Source organism: Allobosea vaviloviae (assembly GCF_001298265.1).
Taxonomy (GTDB): domain Bacteria; phylum Pseudomonadota; class Alphaproteobacteria; order Rhizobiales; family Beijerinckiaceae; genus Allobosea; species Allobosea vaviloviae_B.
The window spans coordinates 1-19,217 of record NZ_LGSZ01000004.1; the positions used below are offsets into that span (position 1 = coordinate 1).

Consider the following 19,217-nt stretch of genomic DNA (forward strand, 5'->3'; position numbering starts at 1 on the left):
CTCCCGTCGAGGTTCAGGTCGTCATGATGACTTCGAATTATCACAATCGCTGCCATTACTGCATGGCAGGCCATTCGATGATCATGACGATGCTGAAGGCGCCGCAGGACGTCATCGCCGCACTGCGTGAGGGCAAGCCCGTTGCCGATACAAAGCTCGAAGCATTGCGTGTTTTTACCCGCAAATTGCTGGAGGAGCAGGGTCACGTGGGCGACGAGGCGCTGAACGCATTCCTGGCAGCCGGCTACAGCAAGGCGCAGGTGCTTGACGTTCTCGTCTGTCTTTCAACCAAGCTGCTTTCGAACTTCACCAATGCCCTTGCCCAAACGGAAGTCGACGCGCCGATGAAGGCGATGGCCTGGACGCCTCCATCGGTCTGAAACCCCGCGCTTCGCGTGCAGGATTTCTACACGCGCGCGAAGCGCACCGGATAGCCTCGAGTTTTATGGACGCCCTCGGTTCTGGTTTTCTGAGAGGTTGGCCCTATTCGCCCTCGTTCATAACTGGGCTCTATTCTCGCTGTGGTCCGTCTCCTGGAGGTCGTGTCCCTGCTGGTGGTGTAGCTTCGCGGAGCCACCGCGTGCCGGCTTTGGCCGGGTTGGTCAGGCGGCCACAGCTGGCAGGCTGACGATGGGATCATCGCTGATCGGCGCGATGCATTCCAGCGTGATGTAGCGGGCGCGCTGGACGGCCCATTTGATGTTATGGACCACCCCCGCAGCGGCGGCGGATGATCGGGGCGTCACATGCCCAAGGAGGTCCCTCATGATTGTCACGCGCGAGGGTCTCGATCTCGCTAAATCCGTTTTTCAGGTGCACGGTGTCAAATCGCGTTGAAGTTCAGCCCCCTTGGGACCCGGGCCAACGTGCCGAGGTCGCCCCGGCTGAGCTGGTCGGGGTTAATCGCGGGCTGGGGCGAGAATCGACGGCAACAGGCGCGGCGGCGATAAGGATTCCGTCGTCGTTGCGTATCGTCGCAAACTTCGGCATCGCCACGATAGATAATCGGCGCCAGCACTTGAATCGGCCATATGCCGCAAGACCGTCCTGGGTCTTTCGTCCTGCGGGACCACGGCCTCATTCAAGGGCGAACGGCCGAGAGCGCGCCTGCTTTTTCGAACGATCCGGTCGCCGCGATTCAGGAATCCGGCGAGGTCGGACCAGCGCCGCCACGGCATGAGCGACCGCCTTGACCTCGGCTCGGTCGAACGATACGACGCACCACGAGGAAGCCGTTGGCGGCCGTGATGACGGGGCGTTGCGACACCTAATCTTTTGCCCGCGTCATAGCCGCCTGTTCCGCTGCCTTCAGTGGTTTCGCCGCTCGGCGAGGCGGTCACATCATCCCGCCAAGTAGGGCCGGCTGGAGGTCGGTTCGACCTCCGGCCGGTAGAGGCTCTAGCGGTAACGGCCCGCCTGCCGGGTGGTCCGCCCCCTGTTTTCCGGCCTTTCGCTCATTCCGTTCGCTTTTGCCGCCCGTCTGATCTCCTCTTCCAGGATCACTCTTCCGGCGAGACGAGGATCCCCGATATCGAGTTCGATGATGAGGTCTCCTTGGCTTCCGATGCGCGATGAGAAGGCCAGGTGGTGGGAGCGGTAGGCAATCTGCTGATGGGCGATTTCGATGGATCGTTGGTTCAGCAACAAGGCCCTGAGGGCGAGGCCGGCGATCGCGTCGAGATCGGGGCCGATCAACCGCCGAACCGCGGCGGACGGATGCACGACGATGGGAAATGGATTGCGCTGCACGATGGCCTCCTTGCCAAGCCGCGACCGATCACGCCGGGACGGCGCGACGATGCGGGGCGAAGGAGCGGAAAATCAACGCATAGCAATACCCTACAATGCGGCCGTCGGGAAATCAAGGCCAAAGTAGCTTCGAAACGGCCCAAATGGTGAGCAGGCGACCCTTACCAAGTTCTGAACGTCGAAAATCCTGTATTTAGCGAGTCCTGTATTTACTGGGTGCCGCAATGGAAGAGCTCTGCAACCGGTCGAAGGTCTTGGGTTGTCGCTCCAGTCTTAGGACCATCGCGCGACAGGCGTCCAGTTTACACGGATGTCGCTGTCTGGCAGCGTCAGCAGACTGGGACAGGCGATCATGCGCTGTTGCCAAGCTAAGAATACCATTTCGTCGAGTTCCGCCATGCGCGAAAGCAGAGAAGACCTGCCCGGCGAGATATGGCACGACCATCGTCACCGCAGCGCTATGCTATGGCGGCATGATAGCTGAGATGAAGACGGAGACCAAGCCGTGCTCAAATATCCAGCTTTGTTGTCGTCAGCATTGTCTTCGGCGCACCCGTGCTCCTGCAAAACACGCCAGCCGACCGGTTATGGGTCCGTCTCGCCAATACCGACGTCGACGCGAAGACCGTCCTTGAGGAATATGCCATGGAGGTCACGCAACCCATCGCGCGTGGAGCCTTCGAGGATGCAGCCTTCGCCGCAAGAGCTTCGGCTTGCGCCTCGATCCTCGCCTGGCGCTCCGCCAGGATCATCGCATGCGCCGCCGAAAGATCGGTCGGCAGAGTCGGCGACAGGGGCGATTCAGCGGGCGCGCTCACAAGGAGAGGGAATCACATCCGCCGGCAAAAACAAGGCGCAAAGCTCTATCCGATCGCAGTTGGACGCCAGGTCTCCACCGGGTTGCGCCAGTCGATGCCGGAGAGCAGGTACCCCATCTGCGCGGGCGTGATCGCAACGACACCGTCGGCCGGCGACGGCCACAGAAAGCGGCCCTTCTCCAGCCGTCGCACGTAGAGGCTCGCCGCCTGCCCGTCGTGCCAGATCACCTTCAAAAGATCGCCGCGACGCCCGCGGAAGCAGAAGATGTGGCCACCGAGCGGATCGCGCTTCAAGACCTCCTGCGCCACCAGCGCCAGCGAGGCGAACCCCTTGCGCATATCGGTGTGGCCGGTCGCCAGCCAAACCTTCACGCCGACAGGGACCGGGATCACCTGAGCGCCTCGAGGCCTCGCGCCAACCTGAGCATCACATCGATATCGACGCTGCCCTCGGCAATGACGCGCCGACCAGCGGACAACACGATCTCGACCCGCGGCGAGCGATCCAGCATCACTGCTGGACTATGATCCTGGCTGCCTTAATCCAGCACCGGGGCTGGACTGAGCGGCACGGAATCCGGCGCAATCGACACCGGCAGAAACGCCGTCGGACTTTGCCGCTCATCGAGCCGCTCGCGCCATCGGTAGATCTGCTGCGCCTGGATGCCATGCCGCTTCGCCGTCGCGATCACGTTCCCGCTCGACAGCGCCTCGCCCACGACCGCGCGCTTCTCCTCCACACTCCAGCGACGGCGGCGAACATAGGTCTCATCATCCACGCCAGCTCTCCAGCACCGCTGCCGGCACTGCTGCCGGATTACGAACGCGAAAAGCTGGACGCCGAAATGCTTCTCAACAAGGCGGCCTACGGCGCATGCTTACCGCAATCGAACCAAAGACGCCGATTGAGTACGAAGGCTCGCACTTGCCTACACCGGCCGGCTCCGGCGTCTCAGCATTAACTTCGGCGAGACTGTCCAGAAGCGGATCGCTCCAGACGTCGCGAAAGGGCCTCGATGGGAAGTCGCGTTCTATGCTGCATCAGCCTTCTTTGGCCGCCCTACATCTCCCAGTCGGTCGATGCGCAAGGTCGGACCGTCCGGAAACCGAGCCACGATCTCGAGGCTGCCGCCGGCGGCCTCGACATAGCCTTTGAGCGTGCTCAGCAGCAGATCCGCGCGCCTCTCGATCTTCGACACGCCGGCCTGATCGGTGTGCAGCCGCGCGGCCAGAGCCGCCTGACTCAGGCGGCGCGCCTTACGGAGCTCCTTGAGGCCGACATATTCTGCCATCACCTCGCGGCTACGCTTTGCGATCGCGGCCTGCTCGTCGGCTGGGAGTTTGGCCAGCGTCTCATTCCAGGAGGCGGTCATCATTTTGGCCCTCTCTTCGATGGTGGTGGCACGATCAGCGTCGCGAGATGGTCGCGATACCGCTCGTCGGCGATCGGCAGATTGACCTCATGGAAGCGGCCATCGCCGCCCTTGTTGCCGTCGACCAGCAAGATGGCTGACCGTCTTGGGTCGAAGGCGAAGAAGATTCGCCAGGGGTCGCCGCCGATCTGGACCCGTAGCTCTTTCATGTTCGGATAGGCCGAACCCTTCAGCGTATCGGCATGCGGCCGGCCAAGTGTTGGCCCGACTTGCTGCAACAGGCTGATCTTGGCGGCGATCTCGACCCGAATTGAGCTTTCGAGATTCAAGAACCAGCGTTCAACTCGGCGACGGATTGGACGGCCCACACCATGCGATGCATATGCTCTTGAGTGCATTATGCCGTCAAGTGCATATCCCGACCGATCATAGAATCCCCCAAGCCCGATAGCGCTTTCGTCCGGTAAGTTCGCGCGGCAAGCTGCCGCCGAGTTCCTTCAGCATCGCCTCGACCGCCTGTGGCGTGACCTGCAGGCGCGCTGCCGCCAATTGCACTGTCACCAGCGGCGACGCCACGAACAGGTCGACCAGTTCCGCCAGTTTCGAATTCCCCCGCCTGCCCTCGCACCTCCGCAGCATCACGTTTCGCGCCAGCGACAGCCGATCGAGATCCGCCTGCCCGAACGCGGCCGCCTCGGCAAAGGCGTCGAGCAGCCCCGCGACCCGGAGGCTGAGCGCCTGGTGCGGGCTCCAGCGGAATTTTCCCCTCCTCAACCCGAGCCCAACCACCGGCAAATGCGCCGAGCCTAATCCCCGCTGGCGCAACACGGTCGCCGCGAACGCAAAGCCGAGCTCGCCCGCGCGTTCCGACGGCTCGAGCCACAGCCAGGCATCGAGCGCGAGCGCAGCCGCGAGCGCCGCCGGGAGCCCCCTGCCCTCCTCCAGAATTTGTTGCCAGCGCTCGAACCGTCCGGCGGCGTCATAGCCGGGATCGCGCAAGGTCAGGTTTTTGCGACCCTCCTCGGAGGAGAAATCGTTCCAGGCATCGAGCTTTTTTCGCGTCCGGACCAACAACGCGTCGATTTCGGCGAAGGCCGGATCGGCGTGATGGTCCTCCTCCTCAATGTCGAGGGTATCCTCATCGGCCTGGTCCTCCTCGTCGTCTTCACGATCGATCCGGTCCCAGGGCGCCGCGAGCTGTTTCACGGTCCCCGACGGGGTCGTCGCCCTGCCCGGCCGATCTGGTTCCGGTGGCCCCTCGATCCCGAGCCGCAGTCGCAGGGCGCTTTCGCTCAAAACCTCGGCCGGCTCGCGCCGCGCCAGGCGCCGTCGTTCGTCGAGCATGGCGGCGGCCCGCGCGAGCTCGCGCGTCGGGCTGCGCACATCCATGCCGGCGTCGTGCAGGCACAGATCCTCGAGCGGGCACAGGCCCCCGCTGAGCCCGATCAGGGCCTGTGCCTCAAAGGCGTGGCCGCGTTGGCGAACCCCCTCGACCAGGACGGGTTCGGCACGAAGCAAACGCTCGTCAAAACGAGCGAGCGCGATCGCCGCGGCCTCTGAGGCTTCGGCGCAGTCGCAAACCAGGGCTTGGCGCTCAGCGCGAGGAAGGTCGTATCCAATTGAATTCACACCCATAAGACTATCATACCCAACTCAAATTGCCATTCATTTGTTTCACATTGACACCAATCATGTGTACATAATCACTATCGATAATTACTTCTTATCGATAGTGAGCCATCTCGGAGCAAATCCTTGCTGGCTAAGCCGCCATCGTGCTAGGTTTGGCGCGTGGCCACGCGATCGAAGGCGTCCAGGATGTCCGAACCACAGCTCTCCATCCGCAGCGCCAAAGCCAGGACGCTCGCACGCTCCCTGTCGCGTCGCACCGGGCTGTCGATGAACCGCCTCGTCGAGCAGGCGCTCGAGCGCTATGATCGCGAATTGCGCGCAGGCGCCCCCGCCGCCGCCATCGACATCGTCTGGGATCTGGCCGCCGCGGGACGGATAGGTGTCGCCGCTGGCGCGAGTTCCGCCCATGACGATCTCTACGACGACAACGGCCTGCCGCGGTGATCGCGCTCGATACCTCCGTCATTCTCGCCATCGCCCTCGACGAACCCGAGGCCGACGCCTTCAAGACCCTGTTGCGCCATCAGCCGTTGCTGATCGGCTGGCCGACCCTGTTCGAGACGCGGGTGGTTTTGGCCGCGAAGGGGTTCGCGAATGCAGCCGAGATCGTCGCGCGCCTTGCCGAGGCCCCCAACGTCACAGCCCTGCCTTTCGAGGCCAAGCATTATCAAGGGGCCGAGATCGCCTATCATCGCTACGGCAAGGGGCGCCACCCCGCCGGGCTCAACATGGGCGATTGCTTTTCCTATGCGGTGGCGGTCACGGCCAAAGCGCCGCTGCTGTTCAAGGGCAACGACTTCGGGCGAACCGACCTCATCTGCCATCCCGGCTCCATCGTCCCCGAACGCCGAGCATGACGGATTCGCACGCCGATCGGACGGAATTCGCCATGACCGACATCGTCACTCTCGGCGGCTCCGAGAACCGCCGCGCCCTTCAGCTCGACGCCCTTGCCGGTATTCTGCCGATGGAGCGCCGCGACAAGCTCGCCACCATCCTGACCGACGACGATGTTGAGACGCTTCGCCACCTGGCCAAGGAAGGCATGGGCGAGAACTCGCTGCGCGCGCTTGCCTCCGATCTGGCCTACCTCGAGGCCTGGTCGATCGCAGCGACGGGCTCGCCCTTGCCCTGGCCGGCGTCAGAAGCGCTTGCGTTAAAGTTCGTCGCCCATCACCTCTGGGATCCGGCGCGTCGCGCCGAGGATTCTTCGCATGGCATGCCGGCCGACGTGGATGAAGCGCTCCGCGCCGGTGACCATCTACGTTCTGACGGCCCCCATGCGAGTTCCACCGTCAAACGGCGCTTGGCTCACTGGGCAACGCTGCACCGCTGGAAGGGCCTTGAGAGCCCGCTCGGCACGCCGACGATCCGCACCAGCGTGCGCCTGGCGGTCAGGGCCAGCGCAAAACCGCGACGGCGCAAGAGCAAGCGCGCCGTGACGCGCGACATTCTGGACCGGCTGATCGCGACCTGCCAGAGCGACCGTCTCGCCGACACCCGCGATCTCGCCATCCTGCTCGTCGCTTTCGCCTCGGGCGGGCGCCGGCGCAGCGAGGTGGCGCGCCTGCGGCTTGAGCAGCTGAGCGAGGAAGGCGATGTGCCGCTCGATCCCGATGATCCAGTCTCGCCACGCCTGCCCTGCGTGGCGATCGCGCTCGGCCGAACCAAGACGACACAGGCCGACGAAGATGCTCGCGTGCTGTTGATCGGTGCGCCGGTCGTGGCCCTGCGCGAGTGGATCGAGCGGGCGAATATCAAGAAGGGGGCGGTGTTTCGGGCGATCGACCGCTGGGAGGCGATCGACGACCGGGCGCTAACGCCCCAAGCTGTCAATCTCATCCTGAAGCGCCGCTGCACCATGGCCGGACTCGATCCGGTGGAGTTTTCCGCTCACGGCCTCAGGTCAGGCTATCTGACCGAGGCAGCCCGGAACGGCGTCGCACTGCCCGCGGCGATGCGCCAGTCGCAGCACCGGTCGGTTCAGCAGGCATCGCGGTACTATAACGACGCCGATCAGGCGCTCGGAAAGGCTGCAAGGCTGGCGATCTGAGGCGCTACCTTTCGCAATCTTGGCCGCAGCGGCGGCGGACCGGCTGGAAATTGAGCGCTGCGGCTAGTGGATTGATCGGGACAAACGAGTCCGGCTTGGTCGCGCCGAATGTCCGCTCTCTGGAAAGCGGCAAACGGGAAAATCCGACCCGTTGCGGGCAACCGTCCAACGGGTAGATTGGCCGCTCGTCATGTCGCCACCCCCTTCATGAGACACTCATGCAAACTTCGCGCGGTTTTGCCAGCTTCGTACTGCTCAGCGCTCTAAGTTGGCTTGGCATAGTAATGGGGCTGTCGTTCGCCGTCCCGTTGGTATTCGACCAATCAATGCGGATTTGGGCGCAACCTGCTGGATGGCTAGGGATGTTATTCATGTTCGGCGGGGCATGGGCGTCGCAATTCTTTCGTGTGCCGATATGGAATATCCCGCTGCCGCGGTTCCGACGCGCCCCTCATTTTACGGCCGAGAGGACGCTAATTTACGGTTTGGCTGCACTTATAAGCGCCGCGAATTTCGTGTTCAGTATCGTTGATCGGTAGGTCCGCTTCCGACCCTCCCGCGACCTTCCAAACGTCTGCAAACAGGCAGGGCCGCGCGGCTCTTCCCGAACTGTGACGACGGTCACTGGCGGGTACCAAGCGTCCGATTCAAGCGACTAGAGCCCCTCTCTGGCCACGATCGTGCAGAGCAGATCACGCCGACGCTTTGGCGCGCGCCGTTTTCGCACGAGGTGCCGGCTTCGGCGCCGAGACGGCCGCAGCCTTGCGGCCCAGCCCCATCGACTTGGCGAGCGCAGAGCGCGCTTCGGCATAGGCGGGAGCGACCATCGGGTAGTCCGAAGGCAGACCCCACTTTACGCGGTACTGTTCAGGCGTCAGGCCATAGGAGGTGTTGAGGTGACGCTTCAGGGATTTGAACTTCTTGCCGTCTTCCAGGCAGATGATCGCATCTGGCGTGACCGACTTCCGAATTGGAACCGCTGGGATGAGCGCGGCAGGAGGAGCAGGGGCAGCCTTCGAGCCAAGACCCGCAAGCGCCGAATAGGTGCTCGCGATTAAGGCGACGAGGTCGGCCGGCTGAACGTTATTGTTCGAGACATAGGCAGAAACAATCGAGGTCGTCAGCTCAAGAAGCTCGGCATTGTTTTTGATTTCGGACATTGTTCTCTCCAAGGCCGCCGGAGTGTTCTGGGATATCTCCCCAGAATCCGGGATATCTATAACACCGAGCAAGGTCTACCTAAACTGGCCGTGTAAGACGCAATAAGCGGTGCAGAACCGGAGCGATGATCGCGCCTGGTCCTGCATCTCAACTGAATCGAAATGAGATCAGGCGACGCTATCGGCCAGATCCTTGGCAACCTTGAACTTGACGACGGTCTTTGCGGGCACGTCGATCATCGCACCGGTCGAGGGATTGCGGGCCTGGCGCGCATCGCGCTTGGCGACCGCGAGCTTGCCAATACCACCGAGCGTGATGTCGCCCCCCTGCTTCAGGGTCTTCGCTGCGACCTCGGCGAGGGACGCCAGCACGCCGGCAACATCAGCCTTGGTCTTGCCGGTGCCTTCGGCAACCGCTGCAATGAGTTCGTTCTTGGTCATTGAAAATCTCGCTGATTCAGGGGAAAGCGCGCCCCGAATATCTGAAACTGGCCAGAGGGCAAGCATTCACGCGATTATGCCGGATCGCAATCGACGGTCCCTACCCCTCGCAGTCCTATTCCGCATAGGCCGCCGTCAGCGAAGTCGGTAGCCTCGCGCCACCTTACGAGTCAGCCAAACGTCGAGCGATTCAGCGGCGGCAGCATGATCGGCATGAAGATCGAGGCGGCGCCGCCCATTGGCTCCGATGCGCCCACATTCGCGGATCAAGGCCGTGTCGCCAAACAATGTCGGTTCGATCGCCAGCACATAGAAGCGCGCCATATTGCAGCCCTCGTCGCGGCGCTCCAGCACCAGCATCTGCAGTTTCCCCGGGTTGGTCTCGCGCGCGACATCCATGCACGACATCTCGCGCGCCGCGACAGGATCGGTCCAACGCAAAGCTTGAATCGATCAGCCGGCATTGATTCAGACCGGTGATACGTCACCCAGATCGGCGCCGAGCCTGTGACTCTCCTAGAGGGCAAGCGGTTTCGGCGATATCCCCGAAGGTGCTCGTGTGAGATGCCCGAGCTACCTCTCGCATCCAGCTCCGCGCCATTCTACCAAACCAGCGGGACGGCAGGCTGTGAAACGGTCTATCCTCGTCGCGCTGTCGCCTCACCCCGACGCGCGCGATCACTGCAATGTCTCGAAGGCTACCGCATGAATGAGAAGTCGAAGCAGCGTATCGATGCCGATAACGCGTTTCTGAGGACGCAGACGCAATCGATGGTGCGCGATCGCATCTTGTCCGAAAGCGACACAATCGCCCAGACCCGAGACGCCAACACGGCCCGGCTGAGAGAATTGCGCCTGTAGAAGGAGACGCAAGCGCGCGAGGCTGCAGCATCAACACCGCCCAAGCCTGTTTCTCAAAAACGCCCAAACCACGCTATCGACCTCCTCGCCAAACGAACCGAGATCCTTTCCCGAGACTGCCCCGTCAGCGCGACCTTTCTCCAAGGGAGGCCGGCCCGCCAGCACGCAAGGCCGAACCGTCTGATCCACGCAGTCAGGCTCGCTTCTTGTCGCGCTTGCGGCTGCCGATCAGTGCCATCAGCATCGGCCCGAGCGAGAATTCGCCGGCTTCAGCTCTTCGCGTCAGCCCCCGCAGATAGCCGCCAGCGCTGCTTATCGCCTCACCGCGCTGCAGGATAGCCGCCACGACGATCGAAGCCTGAACTTCACCCATGATGCCCGTCGCCTCGTTCCAGGCGCTCGGGCTGATGCCCAACATCGGCCGCACCACCGCGGCCGTTGCCAGGAAGTCTCGCCAGTTCGAGATCCCGCCCCTGGAATAGTCGAGGAGGTCAGGACAGGCGTCTAAAACCATCCCAAGAGGGAACGCCCCCTCTGGCATCCGCTTCGGTTCAGGCAAAATCTCCAACCCGCCCCCCCTGCTTTCTGGAAAGCCAGGTTCAAGATCAGAAAGGGAGTCTGGATTTGAATTCTGTATGTGACGCTCAATCTGAGACTCATTGCCGCTCATATTTTGAGTTTTAATATGCATTTCCAGAAGGTTGAGGATCTCGTCGGCAAGCAGTGAGAGCTCCTTGGCAATCGGCTCCAGAGCCAGGCGTGTCGGGCTGCGCGGAATCCGCGCCATGATGCCTCGGTAGAGTTCGTGGATCTCAGCCCAGCCTGCCGGCCCACGCCCGGCTTGCTGCGTGGGGACGTTCTCCTCGAGGCCCGTCGCGATCATCTTGACGATGTCACGCCGGCAGATCGTGATGCGCTCTTTGACCAGCCGCAAAGCTCGTGCTTCCGCCTCGACTTCCTCCGCCAGCGCTTCGAATTCTTCCGCCCGCACCACGAGCGGGGCCAGGTCGAAGCCGAAGGCGAACTCGATCTCCCCTCCCCTGCCCTTGCGGGCGTAGCGCTTGCCGTTGGGGCTGTCGCGCCGGACGATCAGCCCTGCGTCGACCAGAGCCGCCAAATGGCGCCTGAGCGTCGCCATCGGCATGCCATGCGCCCGCAACCCGAGCTGGTGGTTCGAGGGAAAGACGATCAATCCGTCGCCCGTGAGGACGGTTTCCGGGTGGAAGGACAGCAGCGCGTCGAGGACGGCCAAGGCGCGCTCAGGTACGCCAAGCACGTTCTTGGCCGTGCAGATCGCCCGGAAGATATTCCATTTGTGGACCGCTTTTTCAGGCGGTCGCGTTTTCGCGCTCGCCTGGCTTGCCACATGGGCAAGCGTCAGCGATCGCCGCCCAAAAGGCGTCGTCGAGAGTCGTGGTTCCATGATCCTTGCCTCGTTCAGGGCAAAGAAATCCTGCTCGCCGAAACGGCGCTAAATCTCTCACGAGACTCTTGACGATGATTCGTGGAAGTGCGATTCTCAGAGTTGCCACACTAAGAGAAGGGCTTCCGGAACTCCGTTTCGGGGGCCTTTTTTCTTTTGCCGATGCCTAATCCTTCAGTGGTTGCGGAGTACAGGGCCGACGGCTCTGCGGTGTCATCCTGAACGGTTCGCCTTGAACGCTGCGAACATTTCTGGAAGCTTCCCTTCGACGAAGGCAGCAAAGGCATCGCCATTTGCATCATGCCCAATCGAAATCACGGTACGAGTTCTTGAGGTAGCCACTCGTGCCACCTCCATGTCAGCCACGGCCACAATTCGGTACCCATCGCCGCTCGGGCGCGTTTGGTTTGTTCTAGCCAATGCGGCGGCAAGAACTGTCAGAAAACGATCGTCTGACGACAACTCCTTGAATTCTGGCTGGACAATTTGCTGCGCAACGCGCGTTGAAGCACCTGGACTCGACAACGCATCGACAAGCGCAAGCCATCGTCCACGACCAATCTTAGGCGCCCGCCCAATCGCATCCACTAGATCGCCCGGAATGCCGCGAGCGACGGCTATTAGTTTCGATGCCTCTGCGCGGTCTATTGCCAGAGCTCTTTGACCCACGAGGCGGTCGTGGCCCGCATCCTCAAGTCGCAAAGCAAATGTGGCGCGTTCGATAAATGTCAGATCTTCGCGTGCAGCATTTTCGAGGCCTTGAGCGATCGCGAGGTCGGCATCAGACAGTGGCCGAACGACAGCTTTTACGGGGAGGCCAAGTTCGCGCACGGCGCGTACGCGCCGATGCCCATAGGCGATCTGGTATCGGCCCGAATTAGCAGGTTCCTCCCGCAAGAGCACCGGTACGGCTTGCCCCTGCTCTCGGATCGATTCTTTCAGCGCTATGAACGCCTGGGCATCTTGGTCGTCGAAGCGGTCCCGAAAGGGAGAAGGCGTGATCAGTTCAGGATCGACCTCAACGATCGCCTGACCAACCGCAATGCGCCGGCGAAGCTCTTCATTCTCGCGCTCGACATTTGAGAACGTGCTTTGCAATGAGCGTATCGATCCAGAGGCAACACGTGGCAGCGCGGAGCCTGTGTTGTCTGCAGACAACACAGGCGTAGGAGCGGTAGCGAAAAGCGACTTGATCGTGTCCGCGCGCTTACTCATCGGCCCCAGACCTCTTTCATGAGGGTGACGATCTCAGCATTCACTGCATCAACCGACTCCAAAGCTCGATCGTAGGCTGCCCGACCAACCGAGCCGCGGTCGAGCTCATAGAGCGACTGCTTAGTAAGGCCAGAATTGGCAATCGCAGTCGATTTCCAGGCGGTTGCCTTGAGCACGTCATCGCCAAATAGATTCCGCAGTAGGGCGACGATCTGCGACTCCGGCACATCGTTGGGATCGTGCCGCGTGACGACGTAGCGAATGAAATCGTAATCGAGCCGCCCGCCCGCGTTTTCGATAATGGCCATCAAATCTGATGTCATCAGCAAGAACTGGCTCATCGAAGCGACGTCGACCATCTGGGGGTGGATCGTCACCAACATAGCCGTCGCTGCGTTGAGCGCACCCATCGTCAGATACCCGAGCTGTGGGGGACAATCGATGACGACTACATCGAATTGATCGGCGACCTGATCGATAGCCCCGGCGACCCGCCGAAAGAACAACTCATGTCCCCTCACCCCCCGATCGAGCATGGCGCGCGGCGTATGGTGTTCAAATTCCATCAGCTCGAGATTGCCCGGTACGAGCCCGACGCCTTCAAAGTAAGTCTCGCGAACAACCTCCTGCATCGGCCTGCGCTGGTCGTCATAACGAATCGCGCCATAAAGTGTCGCGTTCTCAGGGATATCGAACTCAGGCTGATAACCGAACATCGCCGACAGTGACGCTTGGGGATCAAGGTCAATCGCTAGCACCTTGAACCCTTGGAGCGCGAGAAACTGCGCCAGGTACAGTGCTGTCGTTGTTTTAGCCGAACCGCCTTTGAAATTGGCGACGGTGATGATCTGCAGCTTTTCGCCATTTCGTCGGCCGGGCGAGAACTGGAGGGCCTCCCGAGGGCGCGCTGAGCTCAAGTAGCTGCGTAATTCATTGACTTGGCCAAGGGTGTAGGATCTGCGGCCCGCCGAGCCAATCGCAGGGTTAGGACCAAGGCCATCCAGTGATAGCTGCCTGAGATAGCCGTCCGACACTCCGACGATCCGCGACACTTCACCCGAGGTGAAGGATCGGAGCGATTTGCGTGCGGATGGTGGGAACAGCGAGGTCCCTAGAGAACGCAACTGGTTCGAAAGGGCAGTCGCGTGCCGCGACACTCGCGCAGATGCGAGTTCAGACTGGGTTGAAGCGGCGGAGGCGGTCATGTCGTTCTCGCTCAAGACGGAACACGAGCGTCAGACGCTCTCTTTCCGTCTCAGGAAGACGCCATGATTCTGTCGTGGTGGCAAGAAATTTAAGGTTAACGATTCCTTAATGGGGCGGTTACGTTGTCTGCAGACAACGCGCTTAAGGACGGCATAAAGCGTTACCGGGGATGGCTTTGGCCTGGGATGCCGGCTGACCGGCATCGTTAAACCACGCCCAGGATCGCTTCAGCACACACAGCGACCGAACCGGCACAACCGCAGGCAGACGAGGCGGGGCTTTGGTCCGCAGCAGAGTTGCAAAGCATGCTTGCTCAGGTGACGATATTGAATCGTGAGGGGTCCATCAATCACGACGCCGCCCAGCATGTTGTCAGACTGGGATCGCTTTGGCTTCGACATGGCGACACGAACCGGCGGCTTTTCTGGCGTTACGAGATATTCCTTCCGCGCAGAGCAATCGCGACGGCCTGCGGCAGCGTCTCAGCGCCGAGGCTCGCCCGCGCATTATCGAGATGAAACTTCACCGCCCGCGGCGTAATGCCCAAGATCATCGCGGTGGCTTCCATTGATTTGCCGCGAGACGCCCACGCGAGACATTCCCGCTCGCGCTGGGTCAAAGGCACAGCCTCAACACGCGGCGACCGCAGCGCCAGTTTCGCATCCGCGTGCGCATGAAACGTCAGCCCAATCAGTTGAACGATATCGTTCGCTTCCGTGACCATCTTCCCATGCGCTGCACTGACCTCGTCGACTGCGAAGGTGAAGGCGGCGAACCGATCGAAGCCGCCGGCGATCGCGACGGAGACGCCATGGCGAATTCCAAACTCGTCGGCGTCGTCAAAAAGACGCTTCTGGGCCCGCAGCGGAAACTGACGGGCGGCTTCGCGCGTCCACTGCATCGTGGAGCGCTTGCCTTTGGCAAAGGCCACGACGGGATCGACGTCCTGGTAGCCTTCGGCAAAATAATGCTCGCTCCATCGCTTGGGATAAGACGAGATCAAAACCGGATCGGCGTCACCAAAACCGAGATAGGCGAAGTACCGGAAGCCCATGCTCTCGGCGACGCGTTGGCCGACGCGCCGAAACTCCATTTCTCCAACCGATGAATGCAGGCCATCGACCAGTTCTTGATACGCCATCTCTACCGATTTCATCCCACCCCCGTTGACGTGCGGCGCCTTGCTTCACGCGCCTGATGACCCTTTTGCGTTCAATGGAAACGGCCTTTGCCTCACGGATACGGCGAGAACACGGCCACAACTTTAGAGGGAATCCAGGAAACGCCCTGTCACATCCGACAGGTTCGCCGACCGGCTGCCTCTGTTTGATTGGCCTCCAGATCAACGCGATTCGAAAGGCTGGTCATGCAGGTCGTCGAACTGAGCCGCGCCGGATATGGCGCCAATCTCTCGCTGCTGATGGGCATGCATCGCCTGCGCCGAAAGGTGTTCAAGGACCGACTCGACTGGCAGGTCTCAACCACAGGCGATCTCGAGATGGACCGCTACGATACGCTTGATGCGACCTATCTGGTCGTCGCCGATCGCGGCTCTGTACTGGGTTGCGTGCGGATGTTGCCGACGACGGGCCCCAACATGCTGGCAAACACGTTCCCGGAGTTGTTGGACGGCGGAACTGCTCCTTGCTCTGACCTCATCGCGGAAAGCTCGCGCTTTTGCGTCGATACCGATTTGACCGACATCACGACGGATGGCGGACTGCGGCAAGCAACATTCATGCTCTTTGCCGCGATGCTGGAATGGGGCGACGCGCGAGGCTTGTCGTCGATCGCGACGGTCACCGATCTCCGCATGGAGCGCATCTTGCGAAGGGCAGGATGGACCCTGCAGCGTCTGGGCCTGCCACAGCGGATCGGAGCGACAGTTGCTCTTGCCGGATTGCTACCGATCGAGGAGCGCGCGCTCGATGCGATCCGACGCAATGGCGGCCTGACAGGGCCGGTCCTTCCGATCAAGATGCCGCTCCCGCTTGCGGCGTGACCGATCTCGGGAGGGTTCGCATGCTCCGGATGATGGTTCTAGCTGGCGTCGCCTGGATGTCGATCAGTGTCGCGCGCGCCGACGATTGGGGCTGCACGGTCCTGCTATGCCTCGCCAATCCTGGAGGGCCGACGCAGTACGCCGCCTGCGTGCCGCCTGTGACGCGGCTCTGGCAGCATCTGAAGCGGGGAGGGGGCTTTCCGACCTGTTCAGCCGCCGGATCGAGTCCATCTCCCGTCGGATACGATCCTTACGAGCCCTGCCAGGACGGCTACGTCCTGCGTGAGCTTGGGCGCGATGGTTCAGCTCAGCCGGCTTGCGTCTCGAGCAAGCCAGTTCGCGAATGCGATCGCACGGACGACACCTGTCAACCACACGACATCCAGGCGGTCCGCCATCGCGCCCAACCCAATTTCATCGACGTCACCGGACCAGATGGCATCAGCACACGGGTGAGGTTCTGATGGAGGCCCCCGACATCACGGCTTTGATTGCGCGTTGCGCGCCGGCAGCTCTCACAAGACCCGTTGCCGCGATCATGCGCGAGGCGAGCGCGTTCGAGCCCTTGCTCGTCACCATCGCTGGACAACGGCCAATCAGGGTCCTGGCCGGTTCCAAACCTGAGGCGATCGCGCTGGCGAGTGAAGCTATCATGGCTGGCCAAACTGTCCGGATCGGGATGGCTCAGCTTGATCCTGAGGATTTCAAATCGGCCGGCCTCACGATCGCAACCGCCTTCGACCCGTGCGCGCACATCGCCGGCGTCGGACGCGTGTTTCAGGAGCGCAGGTTACGATTGATGGCCGAGGGCATCCCAGCGTCCATTGCAGGGGACCAGGCCGTATCATCATTCAAATCCGCAAGGGCTGACCGCTCGTCTCGGGCGGAGGTCAAGCCTGACATGGTCGCTAATCCGGCTAAGCAACTTGAACCTCCGCGAGATGAGATCGCATCGGCCAAGGATCCGCCGTCCTGGAGCGTCTATGGCGCCCGGCGTGGCTCCTCGCTCCTGATCTACAGCCGCTGATCCATTCCGACTTATCCCACCGAGCGCGCGCCGTTGCGCGCCGTCGAAACACGCCTGTCCGGAGATCCCTCATGCCTGTGCCGCTTCGCACATTCGCCGCGCCTGCCAGCATGGCCGCAGTACTTCTTCTCATCGCAGCCGAACCGGCTTTGGCACAAACCGCCAACATCGAGGGCGTACTGCAAAACATCGTCACGATGCTGACCGGCAATGTCGCGCGCCTGCTGGCGACGCTCGCCGTGATCATCGTCGGCATCGCCTGGATGTTCGGCTATCTCGATTTGCGCAAGGCGGCCTATGTCGTGCTCGGCGTCGCCATCGTCTTCGGCGCGTCGGAGATCGTCTCGACCCTGACCGGCGGCAGCTGAGGCGCGGCCGCTATGACGAGTGAACCCGAGCGCCTGACCGAGGACACGCTGTTCCTTGCCTGCACGCGGCCTGCGATGATCGCCGGCGTCACCATGGAAGCGATGGCCATCAATGTGATGACGTCCTGCATCCTGTTCCTGATGGCGGGGTCAATCGTCTACGGGCTGGTCGCGCTGCCGATCCATCTGATTTGCCGCGCGATCTGCCGGCACGATCCAAACCAGTTCCGGTTGCTCGTCGCCTGGCTGGAGACGCGGGGCCGCGCGCGCAACGGCTCGTTTTGGGGTGGATCGTCGCCAACGCCTTTGCGCCTGGTGCGGCGCTTCAAGGCGCGCGAGGTGGCTCATGGCTGACGCGGTTCGCCTCATGGCTCGCGAGATCGAGCCCGACGTTCATCTGCCCTATGTCCGGCATGTGACCGAGTCCGTCATAAGCCTCTCGACCCGAGCGCTTATGACGACGATCCGCCTCGACGGCATCGCCTTCGAGACCGCCGATATCGGCGATCTCAACGATCTCCACGCCAAACTCAATCTCACCCTGCGCAATCTCGCCGACGATCGCCTGGCGCTCTGGACGCATCTGATACGGCGGCAGGACACCGGCTACCCAGAGGGCGCGTTCGCCTCGGGCTTCGCGCGCGATCTCGACGCCGGCTATCGCGAGGCGCTTCAGGGCACAAGGCTGTTCCGCAACGAACTCTATCTCACCATCGTCGCCCATCCCGGGCGGGATCGAACAGAAGCCGCAGCCGGCTTCATCTCCCGGCTCGGCCAAGCACGCCGCGGGGGAGGGGAGGTCGATGCCGCCGCCTTGAAGCGGCTAAACGATGCGGCGCGCGACATCTCGGCTGCTCTCGGTCGCTACGGTCCTGTGCAACTCGGCCTCGTCGAGCATGACGGCATTCTGTTCTCGGAGCCTATGCGCCTCCTCCATATGCTGGCGTCGAGCGAGGATCTGCCGACGGCGTTGCCACAGGGTCGAATCGGATCGGCGATCTACACCAACCGCGTCATCTTCGGTCGCGAGGCGATCGAAGTCCGGGCGGCCGGCGGCTCGAAATTTTCGGGCATGTTCGGTCTGAAAGAGTACCCGGCCTCGACCAGGCCCAGCATGTTGAATGGGCTGCTCTCGGCCCCGTTCGCGTTCGTGCTGTCACAAAGCTTCGCCTTCCTGTCGAAGGCCGACGCCAAGACGGTGCTGACACGCAAGCAAAACCAGCTCGTCTCGACCCAGGATGTCGCCGCATCCCAAATCGACGATCTGGACGATGCTCTCGACGATCTCGAATCCAACCGCTTTGTCATGGGCGATCATCACCTCTCGCTGCTGGTGCGCGACGACGATCCAAAGGCGCTGCTGGAGACGATGGCGCAGGCTCGGCGGGTTCTGGCTGAAGCTGGCGCGGTCGTGGCGCGCGAGGATCTCGGGCTTGAGGCCGCCTACTGGGCGCAGATGCCGGGCCTGTTTAAGCACCGCGCCCGCTCAGGCGCGATCACCTCGCGCAATCTCGCGGCCCTGTCGCCATTTTACAACTATCCGGCGGGCAAGCCCACAGGCAATCATTGGGGAACCTCCGTCGCGATGCTGAAGACGGCGTCGGGCTCGCCCTATCACTTTTCCTTCCACGCTGGTGATCTCGGCAACACTTTCATCTGCGGCCCCTCCGGCTCCGGCAAGACGGTGCTGCAGAACTTCCTCCTCGCCCAGGCGGAAAAATTCGGCTGCCAGCGCGTCATGTTCGACAAGGATCGTGGCGCTGAGATTTTCGTGCGGGCGTCGGGCGGCACCTACCTAACGCTGAAGAACGGCGTGGCTACCGGATGCGCGCCCTTGAAAGCCCTCGAGCTGACCCCGGCCAATATCGCCTTCCTCGGCGAGCTCGTCC

23 protein-coding genes and 1 pseudogene are annotated in these 19,217 nt (G+C 62.1%); 10 read left to right on the forward strand and 14 right to left on the reverse strand.

Annotation, left to right across the window (positions count from 1 at the left end; genetic code table 11):
• Positions 1-380 (forward strand): carboxymuconolactone decarboxylase family protein (locus AE618_RS00080; protein WP_054207031.1); only part of this gene is annotated, 380 nt, incomplete at its 5' end.
• Positions 381-602: 222 nt separating this feature from the next.
• Here AE618_RS00080 and AE618_RS27695 read toward each other — a convergent pair.
• The 7 genes from AE618_RS27695 to AE618_RS00115 form a co-directional block, all read right to left on the reverse strand.
• Positions 603-767 carry a hypothetical protein gene (locus AE618_RS27695; protein WP_156330022.1) on the reverse strand — a complete coding sequence of 55 codons (165 nt, stop codon included), beginning with the start codon at positions 765-767 and terminating at the stop codon, positions 603-605.
• 631 nt (positions 768-1,398) lie between these two features.
• The gene (locus AE618_RS00090) at positions 1,399-1,749 is read right to left on the reverse strand and encodes a hypothetical protein (protein ID WP_054207033.1); all 351 of its coding nucleotides are present in this window, start codon (positions 1,747-1,749) and stop codon (positions 1,399-1,401) included.
• A gap of 863 nt (positions 1,750-2,612) precedes the next feature.
• Positions 2,613-2,960, reverse strand: a complete 348-nt coding sequence (tnpB, locus tag AE618_RS00095) for an IS66 family insertion sequence element accessory protein TnpB (protein WP_054207034.1) — start codon at positions 2,958-2,960, stop codon at positions 2,613-2,615.
• A gap of 146 nt (positions 2,961-3,106) precedes the next feature.
• Positions 3,107-3,346, reverse strand: coding sequence for a transposase (locus tag AE618_RS00100; RefSeq protein WP_054207035.1), 240 nt, complete (start codon positions 3,344-3,346; stop codon positions 3,107-3,109).
• Positions 3,347-3,598: 252 nt separating this feature from the next.
• Positions 3,599-3,943, reverse strand: a complete 345-nt coding sequence (locus tag AE618_RS00105) for a helix-turn-helix domain-containing protein (RefSeq protein ID WP_082364874.1) — start codon at positions 3,941-3,943, stop codon at positions 3,599-3,601.
• Entirely contained in the window at positions 3,940-4,269 is a 330-nt protein-coding gene (locus tag AE618_RS00110) for a type II toxin-antitoxin system RelE/ParE family toxin (RefSeq protein WP_248310689.1), read from the reverse strand. Before AE618_RS00110 ends, AE618_RS00105 begins: the two co-directional genes overlap by 4 nt.
• Positions 4,270-4,366: 97 nt before the next feature.
• Positions 4,367-5,575, reverse strand: coding sequence for an RHE_PE00001 family protein (locus tag AE618_RS00115; RefSeq protein ID WP_054207037.1), 1,209 nt, complete (start codon positions 5,573-5,575; stop codon positions 4,367-4,369).
• Between the two features lie 183 nt (positions 5,576-5,758).
• On the opposite strand from AE618_RS00115, the gene AE618_RS00120 reads away from it, so the two are divergent.
• From AE618_RS00120 to AE618_RS00130, 3 genes are read left to right on the forward strand one after another with little or no spacing between them, the layout of a single operon-like run.
• Positions 5,759-6,016 (forward strand): type II toxin-antitoxin system VapB family antitoxin, encoded by a 258-nt coding sequence (locus AE618_RS00120; protein WP_054207038.1) that lies wholly within the window; start codon positions 5,759-5,761, stop codon positions 6,014-6,016.
• Positions 6,013-6,429: a type II toxin-antitoxin system VapC family toxin gene (locus tag AE618_RS00125; RefSeq protein ID WP_054207039.1), complete on the forward strand. Its 417-nt coding sequence runs from the start codon at positions 6,013-6,015 to the stop codon at positions 6,427-6,429. Before AE618_RS00120 ends, AE618_RS00125 begins: the two co-directional genes overlap by 4 nt.
• Positions 6,430-6,461: 32 nt before the next feature.
• Complete coding sequence (locus AE618_RS00130; RefSeq protein ID WP_054207051.1) at positions 6,462-7,625, forward strand: tyrosine-type recombinase/integrase; 1,164 nt, start codon at positions 6,462-6,464, stop codon at positions 7,623-7,625.
• Between the two features lie 692 nt (positions 7,626-8,317).
• Here AE618_RS00130 and AE618_RS00140 read toward each other — a convergent pair.
• The 7 genes from AE618_RS00140 to AE618_RS00170 form a co-directional block, all read right to left on the reverse strand.
• Positions 8,318-8,785 carry a MucR family transcriptional regulator gene (locus AE618_RS00140; protein WP_054207041.1) on the reverse strand — a complete coding sequence of 156 codons (468 nt, stop codon included), beginning with the start codon at positions 8,783-8,785 and terminating at the stop codon, positions 8,318-8,320.
• Between the two features lie 168 nt (positions 8,786-8,953).
• Complete coding sequence (locus tag AE618_RS00145; protein WP_054207042.1) at positions 8,954-9,226, reverse strand: HU family DNA-binding protein; 273 nt, start codon at positions 9,224-9,226, stop codon at positions 8,954-8,956.
• Between the two features lie 135 nt (positions 9,227-9,361).
• A complete protein-coding gene (locus tag AE618_RS00150; RefSeq protein WP_248310690.1) occupies positions 9,362-9,625 on the reverse strand; it encodes a WGR domain-containing protein in 264 nt (87 codons plus the stop codon).
• A gap of 655 nt (positions 9,626-10,280) precedes the next feature.
• Entirely contained in the window at positions 10,281-11,510 is a 1,230-nt protein-coding gene (repC, locus tag AE618_RS00155; RefSeq protein ID WP_054207043.1) for a plasmid replication protein RepC, read from the reverse strand.
• Between the two features lie 213 nt (positions 11,511-11,723).
• Positions 11,724-12,725 (reverse strand): plasmid partitioning protein RepB, encoded by a 1,002-nt coding sequence (gene repB, locus AE618_RS27085; protein WP_082364875.1) that lies wholly within the window; start codon positions 12,723-12,725, stop codon positions 11,724-11,726.
• Positions 12,722-13,930 (reverse strand): plasmid partitioning protein RepA, encoded by a 1,209-nt coding sequence (repA, locus tag AE618_RS00165; protein WP_054207053.1) that lies wholly within the window; start codon positions 13,928-13,930, stop codon positions 12,722-12,724. The genes repB and repA overlap by 4 nt, the downstream gene beginning before the upstream one ends.
• Before the next feature lie 431 nt (positions 13,931-14,361).
• Positions 14,362-15,087 (reverse strand): LuxR family transcriptional regulator, encoded by a 726-nt coding sequence (locus tag AE618_RS00170; RefSeq protein ID WP_082364876.1) that lies wholly within the window; start codon positions 15,085-15,087, stop codon positions 14,362-14,364.
• Positions 15,088-15,357: 270 nt separating this feature from the next.
• Here AE618_RS00170 and AE618_RS00175 point away from each other — a divergent pair, with 270 nt between their 5' ends.
• From AE618_RS00175 to AE618_RS00195, 6 genes and pseudogenes are all read left to right on the forward strand, one after another.
• Positions 15,358-15,933 (forward strand): acyl-homoserine-lactone synthase, encoded by a 576-nt coding sequence (locus AE618_RS00175; RefSeq protein WP_248310691.1) that lies wholly within the window; start codon positions 15,358-15,360, stop codon positions 15,931-15,933.
• Between the two features lie 20 nt (positions 15,934-15,953).
• Positions 15,954-16,397 (forward strand): hypothetical protein, encoded by a 444-nt coding sequence (locus AE618_RS27700; RefSeq protein ID WP_156330023.1) that lies wholly within the window; start codon positions 15,954-15,956, stop codon positions 16,395-16,397.
• The gene (locus AE618_RS00180; RefSeq protein WP_054207047.1) at positions 16,397-16,960 is read left to right on the forward strand and encodes a hypothetical protein; all 564 of its coding nucleotides are present in this window, start codon (positions 16,397-16,399) and stop codon (positions 16,958-16,960) included. Before AE618_RS27700 ends, AE618_RS00180 begins: the two co-directional genes overlap by 1 nt.
• A gap of 71 nt (positions 16,961-17,031) precedes the next feature.
• Positions 17,032-17,328 carry a TrbC/VirB2 family protein gene (locus AE618_RS00185; RefSeq protein ID WP_054207048.1) on the forward strand — a complete coding sequence of 99 codons (297 nt, stop codon included), beginning with the start codon at positions 17,032-17,034 and terminating at the stop codon, positions 17,326-17,328.
• Positions 17,329-17,340: 12 nt separating this feature from the next.
• Positions 17,341-17,682 carry a type IV secretion system protein VirB3 gene (locus AE618_RS00190; protein WP_054207049.1) on the forward strand — a complete coding sequence of 114 codons (342 nt, stop codon included), beginning with the start codon at positions 17,341-17,343 and terminating at the stop codon, positions 17,680-17,682.
• A pseudogene (locus AE618_RS00195) lies at positions 17,675-19,217 on the forward strand (transporter); the annotation flags it as partial. The gene AE618_RS00190 and the pseudogene AE618_RS00195, both read left to right, overlap by 8 nt.